Annotated in this window: 30 protein-coding genes; 1 reads left to right on the top strand and 29 read right to left on the bottom strand. The window is 67.5% G+C overall.

Going from position 1 to position 18284, the window contains the following annotated elements; all coding sequences use genetic code 11:
• Positions 1-43: 43 nt before the first annotated feature.
• The 5 genes from Q9R26_RS05545 to infA form a co-directional block, all read right to left on the bottom strand.
• Positions 44-1039, bottom strand: coding sequence for a DNA-directed RNA polymerase subunit alpha (locus tag Q9R26_RS05545; protein WP_017885506.1), 996 nt, complete (start codon positions 1037-1039; stop codon positions 44-46).
• 205 nt (positions 1040-1244) lie between these two features.
• Entirely contained in the window at positions 1245-1643 is a 399-nt protein-coding gene (rpsK, locus tag Q9R26_RS05540) for a 30S ribosomal protein S11 (protein WP_017885507.1), read from the bottom strand.
• A gap of 9 nt (positions 1644-1652) precedes the next feature.
• Positions 1653-2027: a 30S ribosomal protein S13 gene (gene rpsM, locus Q9R26_RS05535; protein WP_017885508.1), complete on the bottom strand. Its 375-nt coding sequence runs from the start codon at positions 2025-2027 to the stop codon at positions 1653-1655.
• Between the two features lie 186 nt (positions 2028-2213).
• Entirely contained in the window at positions 2214-2330 is a 117-nt protein-coding gene (rpmJ, locus tag Q9R26_RS05530) for a 50S ribosomal protein L36 (protein ID WP_022903266.1), read from the bottom strand.
• Positions 2331-2400: 70 nt separating this feature from the next.
• Complete coding sequence (infA, locus tag Q9R26_RS05525; protein ID WP_017885509.1) at positions 2401-2622, bottom strand: translation initiation factor IF-1; 222 nt, start codon at positions 2620-2622, stop codon at positions 2401-2403.
• A 294-nt stretch (positions 2623-2916) separates the two neighbouring features.
• On the opposite strand from infA, the gene Q9R26_RS05520 reads away from it, so the two are divergent.
• Positions 2917-4212: an LCP family protein gene (locus Q9R26_RS05520; RefSeq protein WP_209134958.1), complete on the top strand. Its 1296-nt coding sequence runs from the start codon at positions 2917-2919 to the stop codon at positions 4210-4212.
• Positions 4213-4350: 138 nt separating this feature from the next.
• Here the strand turns inward: Q9R26_RS05520 and map are convergent, their stop codons facing one another.
• The 24 genes from map to Q9R26_RS05400 form a co-directional block, all read right to left on the bottom strand.
• Positions 4351-5184, bottom strand: coding sequence for a type I methionyl aminopeptidase (gene map / locus Q9R26_RS05515; protein WP_371830597.1), 834 nt, complete (start codon positions 5182-5184; stop codon positions 4351-4353).
• 5 nt (positions 5185-5189) lie between these two features.
• On the bottom strand, positions 5190-5780 hold the full coding sequence (locus Q9R26_RS05510; RefSeq protein ID WP_209134957.1) for an adenylate kinase: 591 nt from the start codon (positions 5778-5780) through the stop codon (positions 5190-5192).
• On the bottom strand, positions 5777-7099 hold the full coding sequence (gene secY, locus Q9R26_RS05505; protein ID WP_027466722.1) for a preprotein translocase subunit SecY: 1323 nt from the start codon (positions 7097-7099) through the stop codon (positions 5777-5779). Before secY ends, Q9R26_RS05510 begins: the two co-directional genes overlap by 4 nt.
• Before the next feature lie 147 nt (positions 7100-7246).
• Positions 7247-7711 carry a 50S ribosomal protein L15 gene (gene rplO / locus Q9R26_RS05500; protein WP_027466723.1) on the bottom strand — a complete coding sequence of 155 codons (465 nt, stop codon included), beginning with the start codon at positions 7709-7711 and terminating at the stop codon, positions 7247-7249.
• On the bottom strand, positions 7708-7893 hold the full coding sequence (rpmD, locus tag Q9R26_RS05495) for a 50S ribosomal protein L30 (protein ID WP_017885515.1): 186 nt from the start codon (positions 7891-7893) through the stop codon (positions 7708-7710). Before rpmD ends, rplO begins: the two co-directional genes overlap by 4 nt.
• A complete protein-coding gene (rpsE, locus tag Q9R26_RS05490) occupies positions 7893-8720 on the bottom strand; it encodes a 30S ribosomal protein S5 (protein WP_311226747.1) in 828 nt (275 codons plus the stop codon). Before rpsE ends, rpmD begins: the two co-directional genes overlap by 1 nt.
• A complete protein-coding gene (gene rplR, locus Q9R26_RS05485; protein ID WP_027466725.1) occupies positions 8717-9091 on the bottom strand; it encodes a 50S ribosomal protein L18 in 375 nt (124 codons plus the stop codon). Before rplR ends, rpsE begins: the two co-directional genes overlap by 4 nt.
• 2 nt (positions 9092-9093) lie before the next feature.
• Positions 9094-9630, bottom strand: a complete 537-nt coding sequence (gene rplF, locus Q9R26_RS05480; protein WP_017885518.1) for a 50S ribosomal protein L6 — start codon at positions 9628-9630, stop codon at positions 9094-9096.
• Positions 9631-9636: 6 nt separating this feature from the next.
• Positions 9637-10035 carry a 30S ribosomal protein S8 gene (rpsH, locus tag Q9R26_RS05475; RefSeq protein ID WP_017885519.1) on the bottom strand — a complete coding sequence of 133 codons (399 nt, stop codon included), beginning with the start codon at positions 10033-10035 and terminating at the stop codon, positions 9637-9639.
• 153 nt (positions 10036-10188) lie between these two features.
• Complete coding sequence (gene rplE / locus Q9R26_RS05470; RefSeq protein ID WP_110859500.1) at positions 10189-10779, bottom strand: 50S ribosomal protein L5; 591 nt, start codon at positions 10777-10779, stop codon at positions 10189-10191.
• Positions 10779-11138 (bottom strand): 50S ribosomal protein L24, encoded by a 360-nt coding sequence (gene rplX, locus Q9R26_RS05465; protein WP_017885522.1) that lies wholly within the window; start codon positions 11136-11138, stop codon positions 10779-10781. The genes rplE and rplX overlap by 1 nt, the downstream gene beginning before the upstream one ends.
• 3 nt (positions 11139-11141) lie before the next feature.
• Complete coding sequence (gene rplN / locus Q9R26_RS05460) at positions 11142-11510, bottom strand: 50S ribosomal protein L14 (protein ID WP_017885523.1); 369 nt, start codon at positions 11508-11510, stop codon at positions 11142-11144.
• Between the two features lie 31 nt (positions 11511-11541).
• Positions 11542-11826 (bottom strand): 30S ribosomal protein S17, encoded by a 285-nt coding sequence (gene rpsQ / locus Q9R26_RS05455; protein ID WP_017885524.1) that lies wholly within the window; start codon positions 11824-11826, stop codon positions 11542-11544.
• Positions 11826-12146, bottom strand: coding sequence for a 50S ribosomal protein L29 (rpmC, locus tag Q9R26_RS05450; RefSeq protein ID WP_017885525.1), 321 nt, complete (start codon positions 12144-12146; stop codon positions 11826-11828). The genes rpsQ and rpmC overlap by 1 nt, the downstream gene beginning before the upstream one ends.
• Positions 12146-12565, bottom strand: coding sequence for a 50S ribosomal protein L16 (gene rplP / locus Q9R26_RS05445; RefSeq protein WP_017885526.1), 420 nt, complete (start codon positions 12563-12565; stop codon positions 12146-12148). The genes rpmC and rplP overlap by 1 nt, the downstream gene beginning before the upstream one ends.
• Before the next feature lie 2 nt (positions 12566-12567).
• Positions 12568-13380 carry a 30S ribosomal protein S3 gene (gene rpsC / locus Q9R26_RS05440; protein WP_017885527.1) on the bottom strand — a complete coding sequence of 271 codons (813 nt, stop codon included), beginning with the start codon at positions 13378-13380 and terminating at the stop codon, positions 12568-12570.
• On the bottom strand, positions 13380-13772 hold the full coding sequence (rplV, locus tag Q9R26_RS05435) for a 50S ribosomal protein L22 (protein WP_035809257.1): 393 nt from the start codon (positions 13770-13772) through the stop codon (positions 13380-13382). The genes rpsC and rplV overlap by 1 nt, the downstream gene beginning before the upstream one ends.
• A 25-nt stretch (positions 13773-13797) precedes the next feature.
• The gene (gene rpsS, locus Q9R26_RS05430; protein ID WP_017885529.1) at positions 13798-14079 is read right to left on the bottom strand and encodes a 30S ribosomal protein S19; all 282 of its coding nucleotides are present in this window, start codon (positions 14077-14079) and stop codon (positions 13798-13800) included.
• A gap of 11 nt (positions 14080-14090) precedes the next feature.
• Positions 14091-14930, bottom strand: a complete 840-nt coding sequence (rplB, locus tag Q9R26_RS05425; protein ID WP_027466728.1) for a 50S ribosomal protein L2 — start codon at positions 14928-14930, stop codon at positions 14091-14093.
• 18 nt (positions 14931-14948) lie between these two features.
• The gene (rplW, locus tag Q9R26_RS05420; RefSeq protein ID WP_027466729.1) at positions 14949-15248 is read right to left on the bottom strand and encodes a 50S ribosomal protein L23; all 300 of its coding nucleotides are present in this window, start codon (positions 15246-15248) and stop codon (positions 14949-14951) included.
• Complete coding sequence (gene rplD / locus Q9R26_RS05415; protein WP_027466730.1) at positions 15245-15904, bottom strand: 50S ribosomal protein L4; 660 nt, start codon at positions 15902-15904, stop codon at positions 15245-15247. The genes rplW and rplD overlap by 4 nt, the downstream gene beginning before the upstream one ends.
• A gap of 2 nt (positions 15905-15906) precedes the next feature.
• On the bottom strand, positions 15907-16563 hold the full coding sequence (gene rplC / locus Q9R26_RS05410; RefSeq protein ID WP_111234638.1) for a 50S ribosomal protein L3: 657 nt from the start codon (positions 16561-16563) through the stop codon (positions 15907-15909).
• Positions 16564-16575: 12 nt separating this feature from the next.
• Positions 16576-16884 (bottom strand): 30S ribosomal protein S10, encoded by a 309-nt coding sequence (gene rpsJ / locus Q9R26_RS05405; protein ID WP_017885534.1) that lies wholly within the window; start codon positions 16882-16884, stop codon positions 16576-16578.
• A gap of 521 nt (positions 16885-17405) precedes the next feature.
• Entirely contained in the window at positions 17406-18233 is an 828-nt protein-coding gene (locus Q9R26_RS05400; protein ID WP_311226746.1) for a DarT ssDNA thymidine ADP-ribosyltransferase family protein, read from the bottom strand.
• Positions 18234-18284 lie beyond the last annotated feature (51 nt).

Here is an 18284-nt window from a genome sequence, read left to right as displayed (position 1 = left end):
AGTGGTGCGCGCGGTGTCAGCGCGCGTGCGCGTGAGCGCGAGGTCAGTTGTTGGACTCGTCCTCGTCGTACCCGCTGTAGAAGTGGGCGCCGTCGAATCCGGGGACGGTGTCCTTGAGGGACAGGCCGAGCTCGGTGAGCTTGTCCTTGACCTCGTCCACCGACTTCTGACCGAAGTTGCGGATGTTCATGAGCTGCGTCTCCGAGAGGGCGACGAGCTCGGACACCGTGTTGATGCCCTCCCGCTTCAGGCAGTTGTAGCTGCGGACCGACAGGTCGAGGTCCTCGATCGGGGTCTGCAGTTCGTTCGAGAGCACGGCGTCGACCGGCGCGGGGCCGATCTCGATGCCCTCGGCCGCCGTGTTGAGCTCGCGAGCGAGCCCGAACAGCTCGACCAGCGTGCGACCAGCCGACGCGATGGCGTCACGCGGCGTGATGGCCGGCTTCGCTTCGACGTCGACGACCAGGCGGTCGAAGTCCGTGCGCTCACCGGCACGCGTCGCCTCGACGCGGTAGGTGACCTTGAGGACCGGCGAGTAGATCGAGTCGATCGGGATCTGACCGGCTTCGCTGAACTCGGAACGGTTCTGCGTCGCCGAGACGTAGCCACGGCCACGCTCGATCGTGAGCTCGAGCTCGAAGCGTGCGGTGTCGTTCAGGGTCGCGATGACGAGTTCCGGGTTGTGGATCTCGACGCCGGCCGGAGCGGAGATGTCCGCTGCGGTGACCTGACCGGCACCCTGCTTGCGCAGGTACGCCGTGATGGGCTCGTCGTGCTCGCTGGAGACGACCAGGCTCTTGATGTTGAGGATGATCTCGGTGACGTCTTCCTTGACACCGGGAACGGTGCTGAACTCGTGGAGGACGCCGTCGATGCGGATGCTGGTGACAGCCGCGCCGGGGATCGAGGAGAGGAGCGTGCGGCGCAGCGAGTTGCCGAGGGTGTAACCGAAGCCCGGCTCGAGCGGCTCGATGACGAAGCGCGAGCGGTGCTCGGAGATCGGCTCCTCGGTCAGGGTGGGGCGCTGTGCAATGAGCACTGTGGGATTCCTTTCGGCGAAGTGTCCGCTATATGACACTTGGCGGTACGACGGGGCCGCATGGGCCCCGACGGGTCTGTTGAGTTGTGATCACGCGCACACACGTGCGCGATCGAACGACCAGGAATGGCCGCGGGCCCTGCCCGCCCTCGCCGGAACGGATCCGGTCAGGGGACGAGCAGGGCGCGGCCGGTTGCTCCTCGCGTCAGACGCGACGGCGCTTGGGCGGGCGGCACCCGTTGTGCGCCTGCGGCGTGACGTCGTTGATCGAGCCGACCTCGAGGCCAGCGGCCTGGAGGGAGCGGATCGCGGTCTCGCGACCCGAACCCGGGCCCTTCACGAAGACGTCGACCTTCTTGACGCCGTGCTCCTGCGCCTGACGCGCAGCGGACTCGGCGGCGAGCTGCGCCGCGAACGGCGTCGACTTGCGCGAACCCTTGAAGCCCACGGCACCCGAGGACGCCCAGCTGAGGACGGCACCCGACGGGTCGGTGATGCTGACGATCGTGTTGTTGAACGTGCTCTTGATGTGGGCCTGGCCCACGGCGACGTTCTTCTTCTCCTTGCGGCGCGGCTTGCGCGCGGCAGTCTTGGGGGTAGCCATCGGGGTCTCCTATCGAGCCTTCTTCTTGCCTGCCACGGTGCGCTTCGGTCCCTTGCGGGTACGAGCGTTGGTCTTGGTGCGCTGACCGCGCACCGGGAGACCACGACGGTGGCGAAGACCCTCGTAGCTGCCGATCTCGACCTTGCGGCGGATGTCGGCGGCGACCTCACGGCGGAGGTCACCCTCGACCTTGAAGTTGCCCTCGATGAAGTCACGGAGGGCGACGAGCTGGTCGTCGGTCAGGTCCTTGACGCGGATGTCACCGGAGATACCGGTCTCCGTCAGTGCCTGGACGGCGCGGGTACGGCCGACGCCGTAGATGTACGTGAGTGCGATCTCCACGCGCTTCTCGCGCGGGATGTCGACGCCTGCTAGACGTGCCATGTGATGGCTGCTCCTGTTGTCGATGGAGGTGTGGCGCAGTACCGGTGCTCGGGCCTCCGCCCCGAGGTGTCCCCCGGCCGTCGTGCGACCGGGTTCTGGTACTGCGTTGTCGATCTTCAGTTGTGGGTCGTGCTCGAGCAGCCTGGTGTCCGATGGACACCGTCGGCGCCGGTCACGCGCCCGGGACTAGCCCTGGCGCTGCTTGTGACGCGGGTTGCTCTTGCAGATCACCATGACGCGGCCCTTGCGGCGAATCACACGGCAGTGTTCGCAGATGGGCTTGACGCTGGGGTTGACCTTCATGGTTCTTTCCTCGTGCTCGCTGGCTTCGTGCTCGGCAGGATTGCCGTGCCGTTCCTTTCCAGCTCGCGGATCACTTGTAGCGGTAGACGATCCGGCCGCGGGTCAGGTCGTACGGGCTCAGCTCCACGATCACGCGGTCCTCGGGGAGGATGCGGATGTAGTGCTGGCGCATCTTCCCGGAGATGTGCGCGAGGACCTTGTGTCCGTTCGTCAGCTCAACGCGGAACATCGCGTTGGGCAGAGCTTCGAGCACCGAGCCTTCGATCTCGATGACGCCGTCTTTCTTGGCCATAGCCTCACTGTCGCTTGGTTGTGGAACAGGTGTGATCCCCGAACCGGTCTGCGGGTCGGTCGCCACACCCGAGAGGGCATGACACACCAAAGATCGATCTTATGTGGTAAACCCGCAATTGCCAAGTGGGGGCGCGGAACACCCCACGTCTGGGGCTTCCGGAGCCGTGCCTGAGCGTTCCACAGTGGTTTGACGGCGCGCTCCGGGCGCGCGCTTGCGCGCGAACCGTAGTTTTGCTCCGCAGCCACGTCCGTCGCACCAGCAGCTCGCGCCGGACCACCGAACGGAGAACACGTGCCCGACGCCACCCGACGCCCCTTCGCCAGCCACGGCAAGCAGGCCCGTCGCCGGGGCTGGGGCACGCTCGTCACCGTCGTCGCCTCCGCCGTGGCCGTCCTGCTCGTCAGCGGCACGAGCGTCGCCGCGATCGCCGGGGCGCAGCTCGCCACCGCGCCGCAGACCGTCGCGCTGAGCACCGACGACCAGAGCACCGCCAAGACCGCGGACATCTCGGCGATCAAGGGCGGGGCGAACATCCTGCTCATCGGCAGCGACACCCGGGTCGGCCAGTTCGACTCCGACGAGGACGTCGAGGGCGCCCGGAACGACGTCACGATGCTCATCCACATCTCGGCGGACCACCAGCAGCTCACCGCGGTCAGCTTCCCCAGGGACCTGATGGTCCCCATCCCGGCCTGCACGAACCCCGCGACCGGCACGACCTACCCCGCGTCCACCTCGGCGATGTTCAACACCGCACTCGGCAACGGCGGCGTCTCCTGCGTCGTGGACACCGTCGAGAACCTGACCGGTCTGAGCATCCCCTACGCCGGGCTCATCACCTTCGACGGCGTGATCGAGATGTCGAACGCCCTCGGCGGCGTGGACGTCTGCGTCGCCGAGCCGATCGACGACACGTTCACCGGCCTGCACCTGACGACGGGCTCGCACTCCCTCGAGGGCTCGGACGCCCTGGCCTTCCTGCGCACTCGCCACGGGGTGGGCGACGGCAGCGACCTCGCCCGCATCAGCTCGCAGCAGGTGTTCCTGTCGGCGCTCCTCCGCAAGGTCACCTCGGACGGCACGCTCTCGAACCCCATCACGCTCTACAAGCTGGCGGGCGCCGCCCTGTCCAACATGACGCTGTCCGACGGCCTGGCCCAGACCGGCACCCTGGTCAAGCTCGCCGCGGCGCTGCGCGGGATGAGCACGGCCAACATGCTCTTCGTGCAGTACCCGGTTGCCGACGACCCGGCCGACAGCGCCCGGGTGATCGTCGACCAGGAGACGGCCCACACCCTGAACGTGGCGCTGCAGAACGACGTCCGGTCCTCGCTGAGCGACTCGAGCACCGGTCGCGCGTCCGAGGAGTCGCCGTCGAGCGGCGGGACGTCGAGCGGCGCCGGGTCGTCCGGCTCCTCGGGGTCGTCCGGCTCCTCTGGTGGAACCGGGACCTCGTCGTCCGCCGGCACGCCGTCAGCGACGCCGAGCGCGGCCGCCACGCGGACGCCGACCGCATCGGCGACGCCGCTGCCCTCGTCGATCACCGGGCAGAGCGCCTCCGAGGAGACCTGCTCCGTCGGCAACTGACGCGACGCCACGGCGTGCGCCCGGCACTGGTCCGGTGGATCCGCGCGACGTGATCGACGCGGCGGACGTCAGCCGGGCCTCCTGGCCGTCGCATCGTGCGAGCCAGCGTGGGCACCGCATGCGGACTGGAGGCCCGTCCTACGGGATCGGGACGGGCGTCACACCCAGCGGGGCCAGGCCCCGAGCGCCGCCGTCGGCGGCCGTGAGCACCCAGACACCGCCCGCGTGCACTGCCACGCTGTGCTCCCAGTGCGCGGCGTCGGAGCCGTCGAGGGTGCGGACGGTCCAGTCGTCGTCGTCCGTCGAGCTGTCGATCGTGCCGGCCGTGACCATGGGTTCGATGGCGACCACCAGCCCCGGCTTGACCGCAGGGCCGGCACCACGGACGCGGTAGTTGAAGACCGGCGGGTCCTCGTGCATCGACCGGCCGATGCCGTGGCCGGTGTAGTCCTCGACGATGCCCCACGCCCCGGTCTCGTCGATCGCGTCCTCCACGGCGGAGCCGACCTCGTGCAGGTTCGTCGCGTGGGCGAGCGCGGCGATGCCGTGCCACAGCGACCGCTCCGTCGTGTCGCAGAGCGTCTGCCGGGCCGCGGTGACCGCTGCGTCGCCACCGGGCACGACGGTCGTGAACGCGCTGTCGCCGTTCCAGCCGTCGACCTCGGCGCCGGCGTCCACCGACACGATGTCACCGGGCGCGAGCACGCGGTCACCGGGGATCCCGTGCACGATCTCGTCGTTCACCGACACGCACAGCGTGTGGCGGTAGCCGGGCACGAGCTGGAAGTTCGGGACCCCGCCGCCGTCACGGATGGTGCGCTCCGCGATCGCGTCGAGTTCGCCGGTGGTGATGCCCGGTCGGATCGCTGCACGGACCGCGTCGAGCGCCTCGGCGGTCAGCAGGCCCGGCCGGACCATCGCCCGGAGCTCGTCCGGAGTCTTGTAGATCGAGGGCTTCTTGAACCGCACCACGCTGGTCAGACGGTCGCGGAGAGCCCGCGGCCCGCCAGCGCGGCCTGGATGCGGTCGCCGACCTCGTCGATGGCGCCGAGGCCGTCGACGTCGACCACGAGGCCACGCTCGCCGTACGCCGCCACGATGGGCGCCGTCTGCTCGACGTACACCTGCTGGCGACGACGGATCGTCTCCTCGTTGTCGTCGCTGCGGCCCTGGTCCTCCGCGCGCTTGAGCAGGCGACCGACGAGCTCGTCCTGGTCGGCGACGAGCTGCACCACGGCGTCGATCCCGGTGCCCTGCTCGGCGAGCAGTGCGTCGAGGTACTCGACCTGGCCGACCGTACGCGGGTAGCCGTCCAGCAGGAAGCCGTGCTCGGCGTCGGGCTCCTGCAGGCGGGACTTCACGAGCTCGTTCGTCAGGGAGTCCGGGACGTAGTCACCGGCGTCCATGATCGCCTTCGCCTGCACACCGAGGGGCGTGCCCTCTGCCACGTTCTTGCGGAAGATGTCCCCGGTCGAGATCGCAGGGATCCCGAGGGAATCGGCGATGCGGCCGGCCTGGGTGCCCTTCCCGGCTCCGGGAGGTCCGACGATGATGAGACGTGCGCTCAACGGAGAAGCCCTTCGTAGTGACGCTGCTGCAGCTGCGAGTCGATCTGCTTCACGGTCTCGAGACCGACACCGACGATGATCAGGATGCTCGCGCCACCGAACGGGAAGTTCTGGTTCGCGCCGAACAGCGCCAGTGCTGCCAGCGGGATGAGCGCGATGAGACCGAGGTAGAGCGAGCCGGGCAGCGTCACCCGGGTGAGGACGTAGTCGAGGTACTCGGCGGTCGGACGACCGGCACGGATGCCGGGGATGAACCCGCCGTACTTCTTCATGTTGTCGGCGACCTCTTCGGGGTTGAAGGTGATCGCCACGTAGAAGTACGTGAACCCGACGATGAGCAGGAAGTACAGGACCATGTAGAACCAGTTGTCACCCGAGGTCAGGTTGTTCTGGATCCAGGTCACCCATGCGGCGGGCTCGGAGCCGTCCGACGGCTGGTTGAACTGCGCGATCAGGGCCGGCAGGTACAGCAGCGACGAGGCGAAGATGACGGGCACGACACCGGCCATGTTCACCTTGATCGGGATGTAGGTGTTGTTGCCGCCGTACGTCCGCCGCCCGACCATGCGCTTGGCGTACTGCACCGGGATCCGCCGCTGTGACTGCTCGACGAACACGACGGCCATCATGATCACGAGTCCGACCAGGATCACGAACAGGAACAGCTCGAACGACTGCGACTGCTCGATCGCCCAGAGCGCCGACGGGAACTGCGCCGCGATCGACGTGAAGATCAGGAGCGACATGCCGTTGCCGATACCGCGCTCGGTGACGAGCTCGCCCATCCACATGATGAGGCCGGTACCGGCGGTCAGCGTGACGACCATCAGCATGATGGCGTACCAGCTGTCGTTCGAGATGATCGACGTGCACGATGCGGAGGCGTTGGTGCCGAACAGCGCGCCGGAGCGGGCCACCGTGATCAAGGTCGTGGACTGCAGGACACCGAGCGCGATCGTGAGGTAACGCGTGTACTGCGTGAGCTTCGCCTGGCCGGACTGGCCCTCCTTGTAGAGGGTGTCGAAGTGCGGGATGACCACACGCAGGAGCTGCACGATGATCGACGAGGTGATGTACGGCATGATGCCGAGCGCGAAGACCGAGAGCTTCAGCAGCGCGCCGCCGGAGAAGAGGTTGATCAGGTCGTAGAGGCCGCCGGAGGACGACGCGCTGGCGAGACAGCTCTGCACGGCGGCGTAGTCGACGAACGGTGCCGGGATGTACGACCCGAGACGGAACAGCGCGATGATCGCGAGGGTGAAGCCGATCTTCTTGCGAAGATCAGGGGTGCGCATGATGCGCGCGACCGCTCTGAACACGATGACTCCGAACTTGTGGGACCGGGGCCGTCGATCGCGGCCGGACCGGTTTCGGTCGGCAGGGCCGACCCGGCTGGCGGATGCCGGCCACTGTCAAGGAAACCGTAACGGCGGCCCGTGCGCAAACGCACGGGCCGCCGACGGGGGTTACTGGGAGACGGTGCCGCCAGCAGCCACGATCTTCTCAGCGGCGGACGCCGAGACCTTGTCGACCGTGACCGTGATCTTCACGGTGATGTCACCCTGACCGAGAACCTTGACCTTCTCGTTCTTGCGGACGGCGCCCTTGGCGACCAGGCCCGCAACGGTGACGTCGCCACCGTCGGGGTAGAGCTCCGAGATCTTGTCCAGGTTCACGACCTGGTACTCGACCCGGAACGGGTTCTTGAACCCGCGGAGCTTCGGGGTGCGCATGTGCAGCGGCATCTGCCCACCCTCGAAGCCGACCCGGACCTGGTAACGGGCCTTCGTGCCCTTGGTACCACGCCCAGCGGTCTTGCCCTTCGAGCCCTCACCACGACCCACGCGGGTGCGGTCCTTCTTGGCACCCTCTGCAGGACGGAGGTGGTGCAGCTTCAGCACCTGCACGCGCTCGTTCTTCTCGTCGCTCATGCGTCGACCTCCTCGACCTTCACGAGGTGCGCGACCGTCGCGATGTACCCGCGGTTCTGGGAGTTGTCCTCACGCTCGACCGAACGGCCGATGCGCTTGAGGCCCAGGCTGCGCAGGGTGTCGCGCTGGTACTGCTTCTCGCTGATAACGGACTTGATCTGCGTGATCTTCAGCATCGCCATCACGCACCTGCCTTCTCGGTCGCGGCACGCAGGGCTGCGGCCTCGGCCTGGAGCAGACGGGCCGGGACGACCCGCTCGACGTCGAGGCCACGACGGCTCGCGACGGCGCGGGGCTCCTCGAGCTGCTTCAGGGCCTCGACGGTCGCGTGCACGATGTTGATGGTGTTCGACGAGCCGAGCGACTTGCTCAGGACGTCGTGGATGCCGGCGCACTCGAGCACGGCGCGGACCGGACCACCGGCGATGACACCGGTACCGGGGCCGGCCGGACGCAGGAGGACGACGCCAGCGGCGGCTTCACCCTGCACCGGGTGCGGGATCGTGTTGCCGACGCGGGGGACGCGGAAGAAGTTCTTCTTCGCCTCTTCGACGCCCTTGGAGATCGCCGTGGGGACCTCCTTGGCCTTGCCGTAGCCGACGCCCACGAGGCCGTTGCCGTCACCGACGACGACGAGCGCCGTGAAGCTGAAGCGACGACCACCCTTGACGACCTTCGAGACGCGGTTGATGGTCACCACGCGCTCGAGGAACTGGCTGTCGCCACCGCGGTTGTTGCGGTCGCGGCCCTGCTGACGGTCACGACCGCCACCACGACGGCCACGGTTGTCGGCGGAGTCGCGGTTGTTGGACGCGGAGCCCGCGGCGGTCTCGACCGGACGCTCGGCGACGGTAGGTGCCTCCGCCTCCTTGCCGGTCTTGGCGCCCTCGGCGGTCGCCTCGGTGGCCGTGGCCTCCGTGCTCGCCTCGGTGGTCTCGACGGCCTCGGTTGCCGTGGCCTCGACGGCCTCGGTCTTGGCGTCTTCGTTGGTGTTCGCGTTGTCGCTCACAGGTTCAGCCCTCCTTCACGGGCACCATCGGCGATCGCGGCGACGCGACCGGCGTACTTGCTGCCACCGCGGTCGAAGACCACGGCCTCGACGCCAGCCGACTTCGCGCGCTCGGCGAGGAGCTCACCGACGCGACGGGCCTTGGCGGTCTTGTCGCCGTCGAACGAGCGGAGGTCTGCCTCCATCGTCGAGGCGCTGGCGAGGGTGTGACCCTTCGAGTCGTCGATGACCTGCACGAACACGTGACGCGACGAGCGGGTGACGGCGAGACGGGGACGAGCCTCGGTGCCGGTGATCTTCTTGCGGAGACGGTTGTGACGACGCGCCTTGGCGGCCGCCTTGCTCTTGCCTCGTGTCTTGAGGAGTCCCATGATCACTTACCTGACTTTCCGGCCTTGCGGCGCACGTTCTCGCCGGCGTAACGGACACCCTTGCCCTTGTAGGGCTCGGGCTTCCGGAGCTTCCGGATGTTCGCGGCGACCTCGCCGACAGCCTGCTTGTCGATACCGGCGACGGTGACCTTGTTGTTGCCCTCCACCGCGAAGCTGATGCCCGCCGGCGGCTCGACCGTGATCGAGTGGGAGTACCCGAGCGCGAACTCGAGGTTCGAGCCCTTGGCCGCGACACGGTAACCGGTACCGACGACCTCGAGGCCCTTGGTGTAGCCCTGGGTGACGCCGATGATGTTGTTGGCGATGAGGGTCCGGGTCAGTCCGTGGAGCGAACGCGACTCGCGCTCGTCGTCCGGACGGGTGACGAGGACCTGGTTCTCCTCGACCTTGGCCTGGATGGGCTCGGCGATGACGAGCGCGAGCTCGCCCTTCGGGCCCTTGACCGCCACGTTCTGACCGTCAACGGAGACGGTGACGCCGGCGGGGATGTCGATGGGGAGACGTCCGATTCGTGACATTGTCGATCACCACACGTAGGCGAGGACTTCCCCACCCACGCCCTTCTGCTCGGCTTCGCGGTCGGTCAGGAGGCCGGAGGAGGTCGAGAGGATCGCCACGCCGAGGCCACCGAGGACCTGGGGGATCTCCGTCGACTTCGCGTAGACCCGGAGGCCCGGCTTCGAGACGCGCTTGATGCCGGCGATCGAACGCTCGCGCTCGGGGCCGTACTTCAGGTCGATGGTGAGGGTCTGCCCGACTCGGGCGTCCTCCACCTTCCACTCGCTGATGTAGCCCTCACGCTTGAGGATGTCGGCGATGTTCTTCTTGAGCTTGGAGCTCGGGAGCGCGACTGCGTCGTGGTGCGCGGAGTTCGCGTTCCGCAATCTGGTCAGCATGTCTGCGACCGGATCGGTCATCGTCATGATGTTCGTCCATTTCTCGCCTGGTTTCGACACCCGTTCCACGAATGCCGACCTGAGCGATCGAGTGATCCCGGGGCGGTTCCCCGAGATCGGTGTGTTCGTGCGTGCGGGCCGGAGGACGTGAATCCTCCGGCCCGCACCGCCCGAAGTAGTTTAGACCGTCTGCTCGTTGGAGCGGAACGGGAAGCCGAGCTGGCGGAGCAGCGCGCGTCCCTCGTCGTCCGTCTTCGCGGTGGTCACGACAGTGATGTCGAAGCCGCGGACACGGTCGATGCGGTCCTGGTCGATCTCGTGGAACACGGACTGCTCCGTGAGACCGAACGTGTAGTTGCCGTTGCCGTCGAACTGCTTGTCGCTGAGACCGCGGAAGTCGCGGATGCGGGGCAGTGCGAGCGTGACCAGGCGGTCCAGGAACTCCCACGCGCGGTCACCGCGGAGGGTGACGTGCGCGCCGATGGCCTGACCCTCGCGCAGCTTGAACTGTGCGATGGACTTGCGGGCGATGTTGACCTGGGGCTTCTGACCCGTGATCGCCGTGAGGTCCTTGATGGCCCCCTCGATGATCTTGGAGTCACGAGCGGCCTCGCCGACACCGGTGTTCACGACGACCTTGACCAGGCCGGGGACCTGGTTGACGTTCGCGTAACCGAACTGCTCGGTGAGGGCCGACTTGATCTCGGCCAGGTACTTCTGCTTGAGGCGCGGCTGGATCTTGCCAGCGGGCGCAGCAGTCGTGTCAGTCATCAGAGCTTCTCACCAGACTTCTTCGCGTAGCGGACACGGACGGTCTTCTTGACGCCGTCCTTCTCCACCTCTTCGGTGCGGAAGCCGACACGCGTCGGCTTCTTCGTCTTCGGGTCGACGAGTGCGACGTTCGAGACGTGGATCGAGGCTTCGTGCTGCTCGATGCCACCGGTCTTCGAACCACGCTGCGTCTGACCGACGCGGACGTGCTTCGTGACGAAGTTCACGCCCTCGACGACGACGCGGTTCTTGTCCTTGAGGACCTCGATGACCTTGCCCTGCTTGCCACGGTCGCCGCCACGCTCCTGCGTCGCGCCCGTGATGACCTGGACGAGGTCACCCTTCTTGATGTTCGCCATGGCTTACAGCACCTCCGGCGCGAGCGAGATGATCTTCATGAACTTCTTGTCACGGAGCTCGCGACCGACCGGACCGAAGATGCGCGTGCCGCGCGGGTCGCCGTCGGCCTTGAGGATCACTGCCGCGTTCTCGTCGAACTTGATGTAGGAGCCGTCCTGACGACGGGTCTCCTTCTTGGTGCGAACGATGACCGCCTTGACGACGTCACCCTTCTTCACGTTGCCGCCGGGGATGGCGTCCTTCACCGTGGCGACGATCACGTCACCGAGGCCGGCGTAGCGACGACCCGAGCCACCGAGCACGCGGATGGTCAAGATCTCCTTGGCACCCGTGTTGTCGGCGACCTTCAGGCGGGATTCCTGCTGAATCACTGCTGTCTCCTATTCCGAAGCAGGCCGAGGCCTACTTGGCCTTCTCGAGGATCTCGACCAGGCGCCAGCGCTTGGACGCGCTGAGGGGACGGGTCTCGCTGATCACGACGAGGTCGCCGACACCAGCGGTGCCGAGCTCGTCGTGGGCCTTCACCTTGGACGTGCGACGGATGATCTTGCCGTAGAGCGCGTGCTTCACGCGGTCCTCGACCTCGACCACGATGGTCTTGTCCATCTTGTCGCTCGTCACGTAGCCGCGACGCGTCTTGCGGTAGCCGCGAGTGAGGGCGGCGGAGTTCTTCTCTTCGTTCGCCATTACTTCTCCTCGGCGGTCTCGGCCTCGGTCGACTCGGCCGGCTTGTCAGCCTTCTTCGTCGTCTTCTTGGCCTTGGGGGCGGTCTCGACGGGCGCGGGAGTGGCACGGATGCCGAGCTCGCGCTCGCGGAGGACGGTGTAGATGCGGGCGATGTCGCGCTTGACGGCACGGAGACGACCGTGGCTCTCCAGCTGGCCGGTGGCCGACTGGAAGCGGAGGTTGAAGAGTTCCTCCTTGGCCTTCTTCAGCTCGTCAGCGAGACGCTCGTTCTCGAACGTGTCGAGCTCCGTCGGACGGAGCTCCTTGGAACCGATCGCCATTATGCGTCGCCCTCCTCGCGCTTGATGATGCGTGCCTTGAGGGGCAGCTTGTGGATTGCACGAGTCAACGCCTCACGGGCGATCTCCTCGCTGACGCCGGAGAGCTCGAAGAGCACCCGGCCCGGCTTCACGTTCGCGACCCACCACTCGGGCGAACCCTTACCGGAACCCATGCGGGTCTCGGCGGGCTTCTTGGTCAGCGGACGGTCCGGGTAGATGTTGATCCAGACCTTGCCACCACGCTTGATGTGACGCGTCATGGCGATACGAGCGGACTCGATCTGACGGTTGGTCACGTACGCCGGGGTGAGGGCCTGGATGCCGTAGTCGCCGAAGCTGACCTTGGTACCACCGGTGGCCTGACCCGAACGCTTCGGGTGGTGCTGCTTGCGGTGCTTGACTCGACGGGGAATAAGCATGGTTACGCCTCAACTCCTGCGCCGGCCGGCGCGTCCTGCGGGGCCTGCTGCGGGCGACGGTCACCGCGGTCGCCGCCACGACGGTCGCCGCCACGGTCGCCACGCTCACCGCGCGGGCCGCCACGACGCTCGGGGCGCGACGAACGCTGGTTCGCCTGCTCGCGAGCGAGCTCCTTGTTCGTGATGTCGCCCTTGTAGATCCAGACCTTCACGCCGATGCGGCCGAACGTGGTCCGGGCCTCGTAGAAGCCGTAGTCGATGTTCGCGCGGAGGGTGTGCAGCGGCACACGGCCTTCGCGGTAGAACTCCGAACGCGACATCTCGGCGCCGCCGAGACGGCCCGACACCTGGATGCGGACACCCTTGGCGCCGGCGCGCTGGGCACCCTGCAGGCCCTTGCGCATGGCGCGACGGAACGCGACACGAGCGGAGAGCTGCTCGGCGATGCCCTGCGCGACGAGCTGGGCCTCGGTCTCGGGGTTCTTGACCTCGAGGATGTTCAGCTGGATCTGCTTCTTGGTGAGCTTCTCGAGCTCACCGCGAACGCGCTCCGCCTCGGCGCCACGGCGGCCGATGACGATGCCCGGGCGAGCCGTGTGGATGTCCACGCGGACACGGTCACGGGTGCGCTCGAGCTCGATGCGTGCGACGCCGGCGCGGTCGAGGGTCTTCTTCAGGTACTCGCGCACCTTGATGTCCTCGGCCACGTAGTCGGCGTAGCGCTGACCGGCCTTCTTGCTGTCGGTGAACCAGTGCGAGACGTGGTCCGTCGTGATCCCGAGACGGAAGCCGTACGGGTTGACCTTCTGGCCCATTACTTGCTCGCCTTCTTGCTCGTCGCGGCAACCTCGGCCTCGTCAGGCGTCGCGAGGACGACCGTGATGTGGCTGGTGCGCTTGTTGATGCGGAAGGCGCGGCCCTGGGCGCGCGGCTGGAACCGCTTCAGGGTCGTGCCCTCGTCGACGAAGACGCGGCTCACGTAGAGGTCGCGCTCGTCGAGGAAGCTGTTCGTCGAGTCCGCCTTGACCCGTGCGTTCGCGATCGCCGAGGCGACCAGCTTGTACACGGGCTCCGAAGCGCCCTGGGGGGCGAACTTCAGGATGGCGAGGGCCTCGTGGGCCTGCTTGCCGCGGATCAGCTCGATGACGCGACGGGCCTTCTGAGGCGTGACGCGGATGTGTCGCACACGTGCGATCGACTCCACCATTTCGTTCCTCCTCTGCGTCGCCGCCTCAGCGGCGACGGCCCTTCTTGTCGTCCTTCACGTGACCACGGAAGGTGCGGGTCGGCGCGAACTCGCCGAGCTTGTGACCGACCATCGACTCGGTGACGAACACCGGGATGTGCTTGCGGCCGTCGTGGACGGCGATCGTGTGCCCGAGCATGTTCGGGACGATCATCGACCGACGCGACCACGTGCGGATCACGTTCTTGGTGTTGGCCTCGTTCTGCGTGACGACCTTGCGGAGCAGGTGCTCGTCGACGAAGGGGCCCTTCTTCAGACTGCGTGGCATCTTCTGAACTCCTACTTGCGCTTCTTGCCGGCGTTACGGCGACGGACGATGAGCTTGTCGCTCGGCTTGTTCGGCTTGCGCGTCCGGCCCTCGGACTGACCCCAGGGGCTGACCGGGTGACGACCACCGGAGGTCTTGCCCTCACCACCACCGTGCGGGTGGTCGACCGGGTTCATGGCGACACCACGGACGGTCGGGCGGACGCCCTTCCAGCGCATGCGGCCGGCCTTGCCCCAGTTGATGTTCGACTGCTCGGCGTTGCCGACCTCGCCGATGGTGGCGCGGCAGCGTGCGTCGACGTTGCGGACCTCGCCCGACGGCAGACGGAGCTGCGCGTAGGGGCCGTCCTTGGCGACGAGACGCACCGAGGCGCCGGCGGAGCGGGCCATCTTGGCGCCGCCACCGGGGCGGAGCTCGATGGCGTGCACGACGGTACCCACGGGGATGTTGCGCAGCGGCAGGTTGTTGCCGGGCTTGATGTCGGCGCCGGGGCCCTGCTCGATGACGTCGCCCTGCTTGAGCTTGTTCGGCGCGATGATGTAGCGCTTCGTGCCGTCCACGTAGTGCAGGAGCGCGATGCGCGCGGTGCGGTTGGGGTCGTACTCGATGTGCGCGACCTTGGCGTCGACGCCGTCCTTGTCGGAGCGACGGAAGTCGATCACGCGGTACTGGCGCTTGTGGCCACCACCGATGTGACGCGTGGTGATACGGCCGGAGCTGTTGCGACCACCGGTCTTCGGCAGCGGACGAAGCAGGGACTTCTCCGGAGTCGAACGAGTGATCTCAGCGAAGTCGGCGACCGACGAGCCGCGACGACCGGGGGTCGTCGGCTTGTAGTTACGAATAGCCATGATTTATCCCTCTGGTCCTCAGCCGACAGCCGTGAAGATGTCGATCGAACCGGACTTGAGCGTCACGATGGCGCGCTTGGTGTCCTTGCGCTTGCCGAGACCGAACTTGGTGCGACGGGTCTTGCCCGGGCGGTTCAGCGTGTTGATGCTCGCGACCTTGACGTCGAAGATCTTCTCGATGGCGAGCTTGATCTCGGTCTTGTTCGAGCGGGGGTCCACGATGAACGTGTACTTGCCCTGGTCGATGAGCGCGTAGCTCTTCTCCGAGACGACCGGCGAGATGATGACGTCGCGCGGGTCCTTGTTGAAGCCGCTCATGCGGTGATCTCCTTCGCGGTCTTCGACGCGATGAAGGCGTCGAGGGCGCTCTTGCTGAAGACGACGGCGTCCGAACGCAGCACGTCGTACGCGTTGAGCTGGCCGTACGAGAGCGCGTGGACGTTCGACAGGTTGCGGATCGACTTGAGCGTCAGCTCGTCGTCCGTCTCGAGCACGACGAGCACGTTCTTGACGGGCGCGACCTTCTCGAGGAGCGTGCGGGCGGTCTTGGTCGACGGCAGTTCAGCCGCGACGAAGCCCTCCACAGCGGAGATGCGGCCACCGCGGGCGCGGTCCGAGAGCGAGCCGAGCAGAGCAGCGGCGATCATCTTCTTCGGGGTGCGCTGCGAGTAGTCGCGCGGGGTCGGTCCGTGGACGACGCCACCGCCGGTGTGCTCCGGAGCGCGGACGGAACCCTGACGGGCGCGGCCGGTGCCCTTCTGCTTGAACGGCTTGCGACCGGCACCGCGGACTTCGCCGCGGTTCTTGGTCTTGTGGGTGCCCTGGCGCGCCGCTGCGAGCTGCGCGGTGACGACCTGGTGGATCAGCGGGACGTTGGTCTCGACGTCGAAGAGAGCTGCGGGGAGCTCGACGGTGCCGGACTTGGCACCCGATGCGTCGAGGACGTCGATCGTGGTTGCGGTCGTGGTGGCCATGATCACTTACCCTTCACGGCGGTGCGGACGAAGACGGAGCGGCCGCGAGCACCGGGGACGGCGCCCTTGACGAGCAGCAGACCCTTCTCGGCGTCGACGGCGTGCACCGTGAGGTTGAGGACGGTGACACGCTCGCCACCCATGCGACCGGCCATCCGCATGCCCTTGAAGACGCGCGACGGCGTCGACGAGGCACCGATGGAACCGGGCTTGCGGTGGTTGCGGTGCGCACCGTGCGATGCGGAGACGCCGGCGAAGCCGTGGCGCTTCATGACACCCGCGAAGCCCTTGCCCTTGGACGTGCCGACGACGTCGACCTTCTGGCCCGCGGTGAACGTGCCGTCCACGGTGAGCTCCTGGCCGAGCGTGTACTCAGCGGAGTCGTTGGTGCGGATCTCGGTGAGGGTGCGACGCGGGGTCACGCCAGCGGCCTCGAAGTGGCCGGCGGCCGGCTTGTTGACCTTGCGCGGGTCGATGGCACCGGCAGCGATCTGGATCGCCTCGTAGCCGTCGCGCTCAGCGTTGCGGATCTGGGTGACCACGTTCGGGCCGACCTCGATCACGGTGACGGGGATGAACTTGTTGTTCTCGTCCCACACCTGGGTCATCCCGAGCTTCTTGCCGAGGAGGCCCTTGACGGTCTTGGTGGAGTTCGCCATTGGTCAGCCCCCTTACAGCTTGATCTCGATGTTGACGTCTGCCGGCAGGTCGAGTCGCATGAGCGAGTCCACGGCCTTCGGCGTCGGGTCGACGATGTCGATGACCCGCTTGTGCGTGCGCTTCTCGAAGTGCTCGCGCGAGTCCTTGTACTTGTGAGGGGAACGGATCACTGCGATCACGTTCTTCTCGGTGGGGAGCGGCACCGGGCCGACCACGGTTGCACCGGCACGGGTCACCGTGTCGACGATCTTCCGGGCCGACGTGTCGATGACCTCGTGGTCGTACGACTTGAGCCGGATGCGGATCTTCTGTCCCGCCATGTGTCTCTTGTCCTCTCTGCGCCGCGCACCCTCTGGCCGCCTGACGCCGCTCGGCTCCGCATTCCTGCGGACCGTGCTGTTTTCCTGAACCAACCGGCCGCATCCACTGGGGATGACCGCTGTTCACCTGTCAACCTCGCGGGCGACCGTGGCCGTCCAGCGTGGGCAATCGACTGCCTCGTGCTCCGGGCGCAGCAGTGGTGCACCGCGTCCGTCACATCTCGGGGAGTCGTGTTCTGCTGCCTGCGGCCCAACCCAGCCCTGCTGAACAAGGGGGTTGTGCACTGCCAGAGCAGTGATCCTGTGGGCGTACACCCACGGGGAATTCGGAACCGGACAAGTCTCGCATAGCCCCGGCCCGCGTGCAACCCGGGCGTGTCGCAAACCGCCGGGCGTGTCCCGCCGGCTCGCTTGCCCGGATCCACGCGGATCGGACGGCCTGGAGGCCCGGCTCGGCTCCGCAACGCGACGCACCCTCCGGACGTGGTCCGGAGGGTGCGTCGACACGGGTCAGGAGACCGTCACTCGGCGGTCACCGGGGGCACGAACCACGGCGGGAAGACGGCCACTCGAGGAGCGTGTCCACCGTGGTCGGCGAGCACGGCGCGGACGGTCTGCCGGGCCTTGTCGTTCGGGACGCCGATGACCGCGACCGAGGTGAACGGCACACTCGGACCAGCGAGCAGCTCGAGGCCGTGCATATCCGGGTCCGTGAAGTCGGTGCGACGGATCAGGTTGGTGGCGGCGTCCGGTCCGACCGCGAACCGGACGTCGTCGGCGTCGGCGTCCTGGTCGGCGACGATCACCGAGGCACCGAACGCCGAGACCGGCACGACGAGCACGACGTAGTCGATCGCCCGGGTACGGCGGGCGGCGTCCGACCAGCGCTCACCGTCGGCGCCCGTGCGGAGCTCGTCCCAGCGGGTGGCGTCGGGCGACAGCGTGAACGGCACGTGACCGGCGACCGAGGAGCCGTCGGGCGCCTCTGCCTCGGCCCGGGCGGCGCGGGTGTCGGCGGAACTGACGTCCACGACCGGCTCGGCCTGGTCGGACGCCAGGATCGCGCCGGCGCCGACGATGCCGTCGAGGTTGTCGATGTGGGTGACGTGGTGGGCGCGGAGCGCTGCGAACTCACGTGCCTCGGGCAGGTCGGCGGACGACGAACGGAGCGACGTCGGCGACCGGAGCGACGTCCCGGGCCCGGAGGCCGGCGGGTCGACGCGCAGGTTGGTGGTGATGCGGGTCCGGCGGGGTGCCGGGGTGGCTGGGATCTCCGACGCCTCGCGCTGCCGGGGTGCGCAGATGTCGCAGAGCTCGGTGGGGAATCCGTGGATGCACTCGTCGGTCACGACTGTTGTGGGTCCTTCCGTGCCGTGTGGGGGTGGTCCGGCACGTCGACC

Origin of the sequence: Curtobacterium sp. BRB10, from assembly GCF_031844325.1 — a bacterium.
GTDB classification, from domain to species: Bacteria; Actinomycetota; Actinomycetes; order Actinomycetales; family Microbacteriaceae; genus Curtobacterium; species Curtobacterium poinsettiae_A.
Note: the sequence above shows the minus strand (reverse complement) of the source record. Positions and strands in the feature narration are given on the sequence as shown.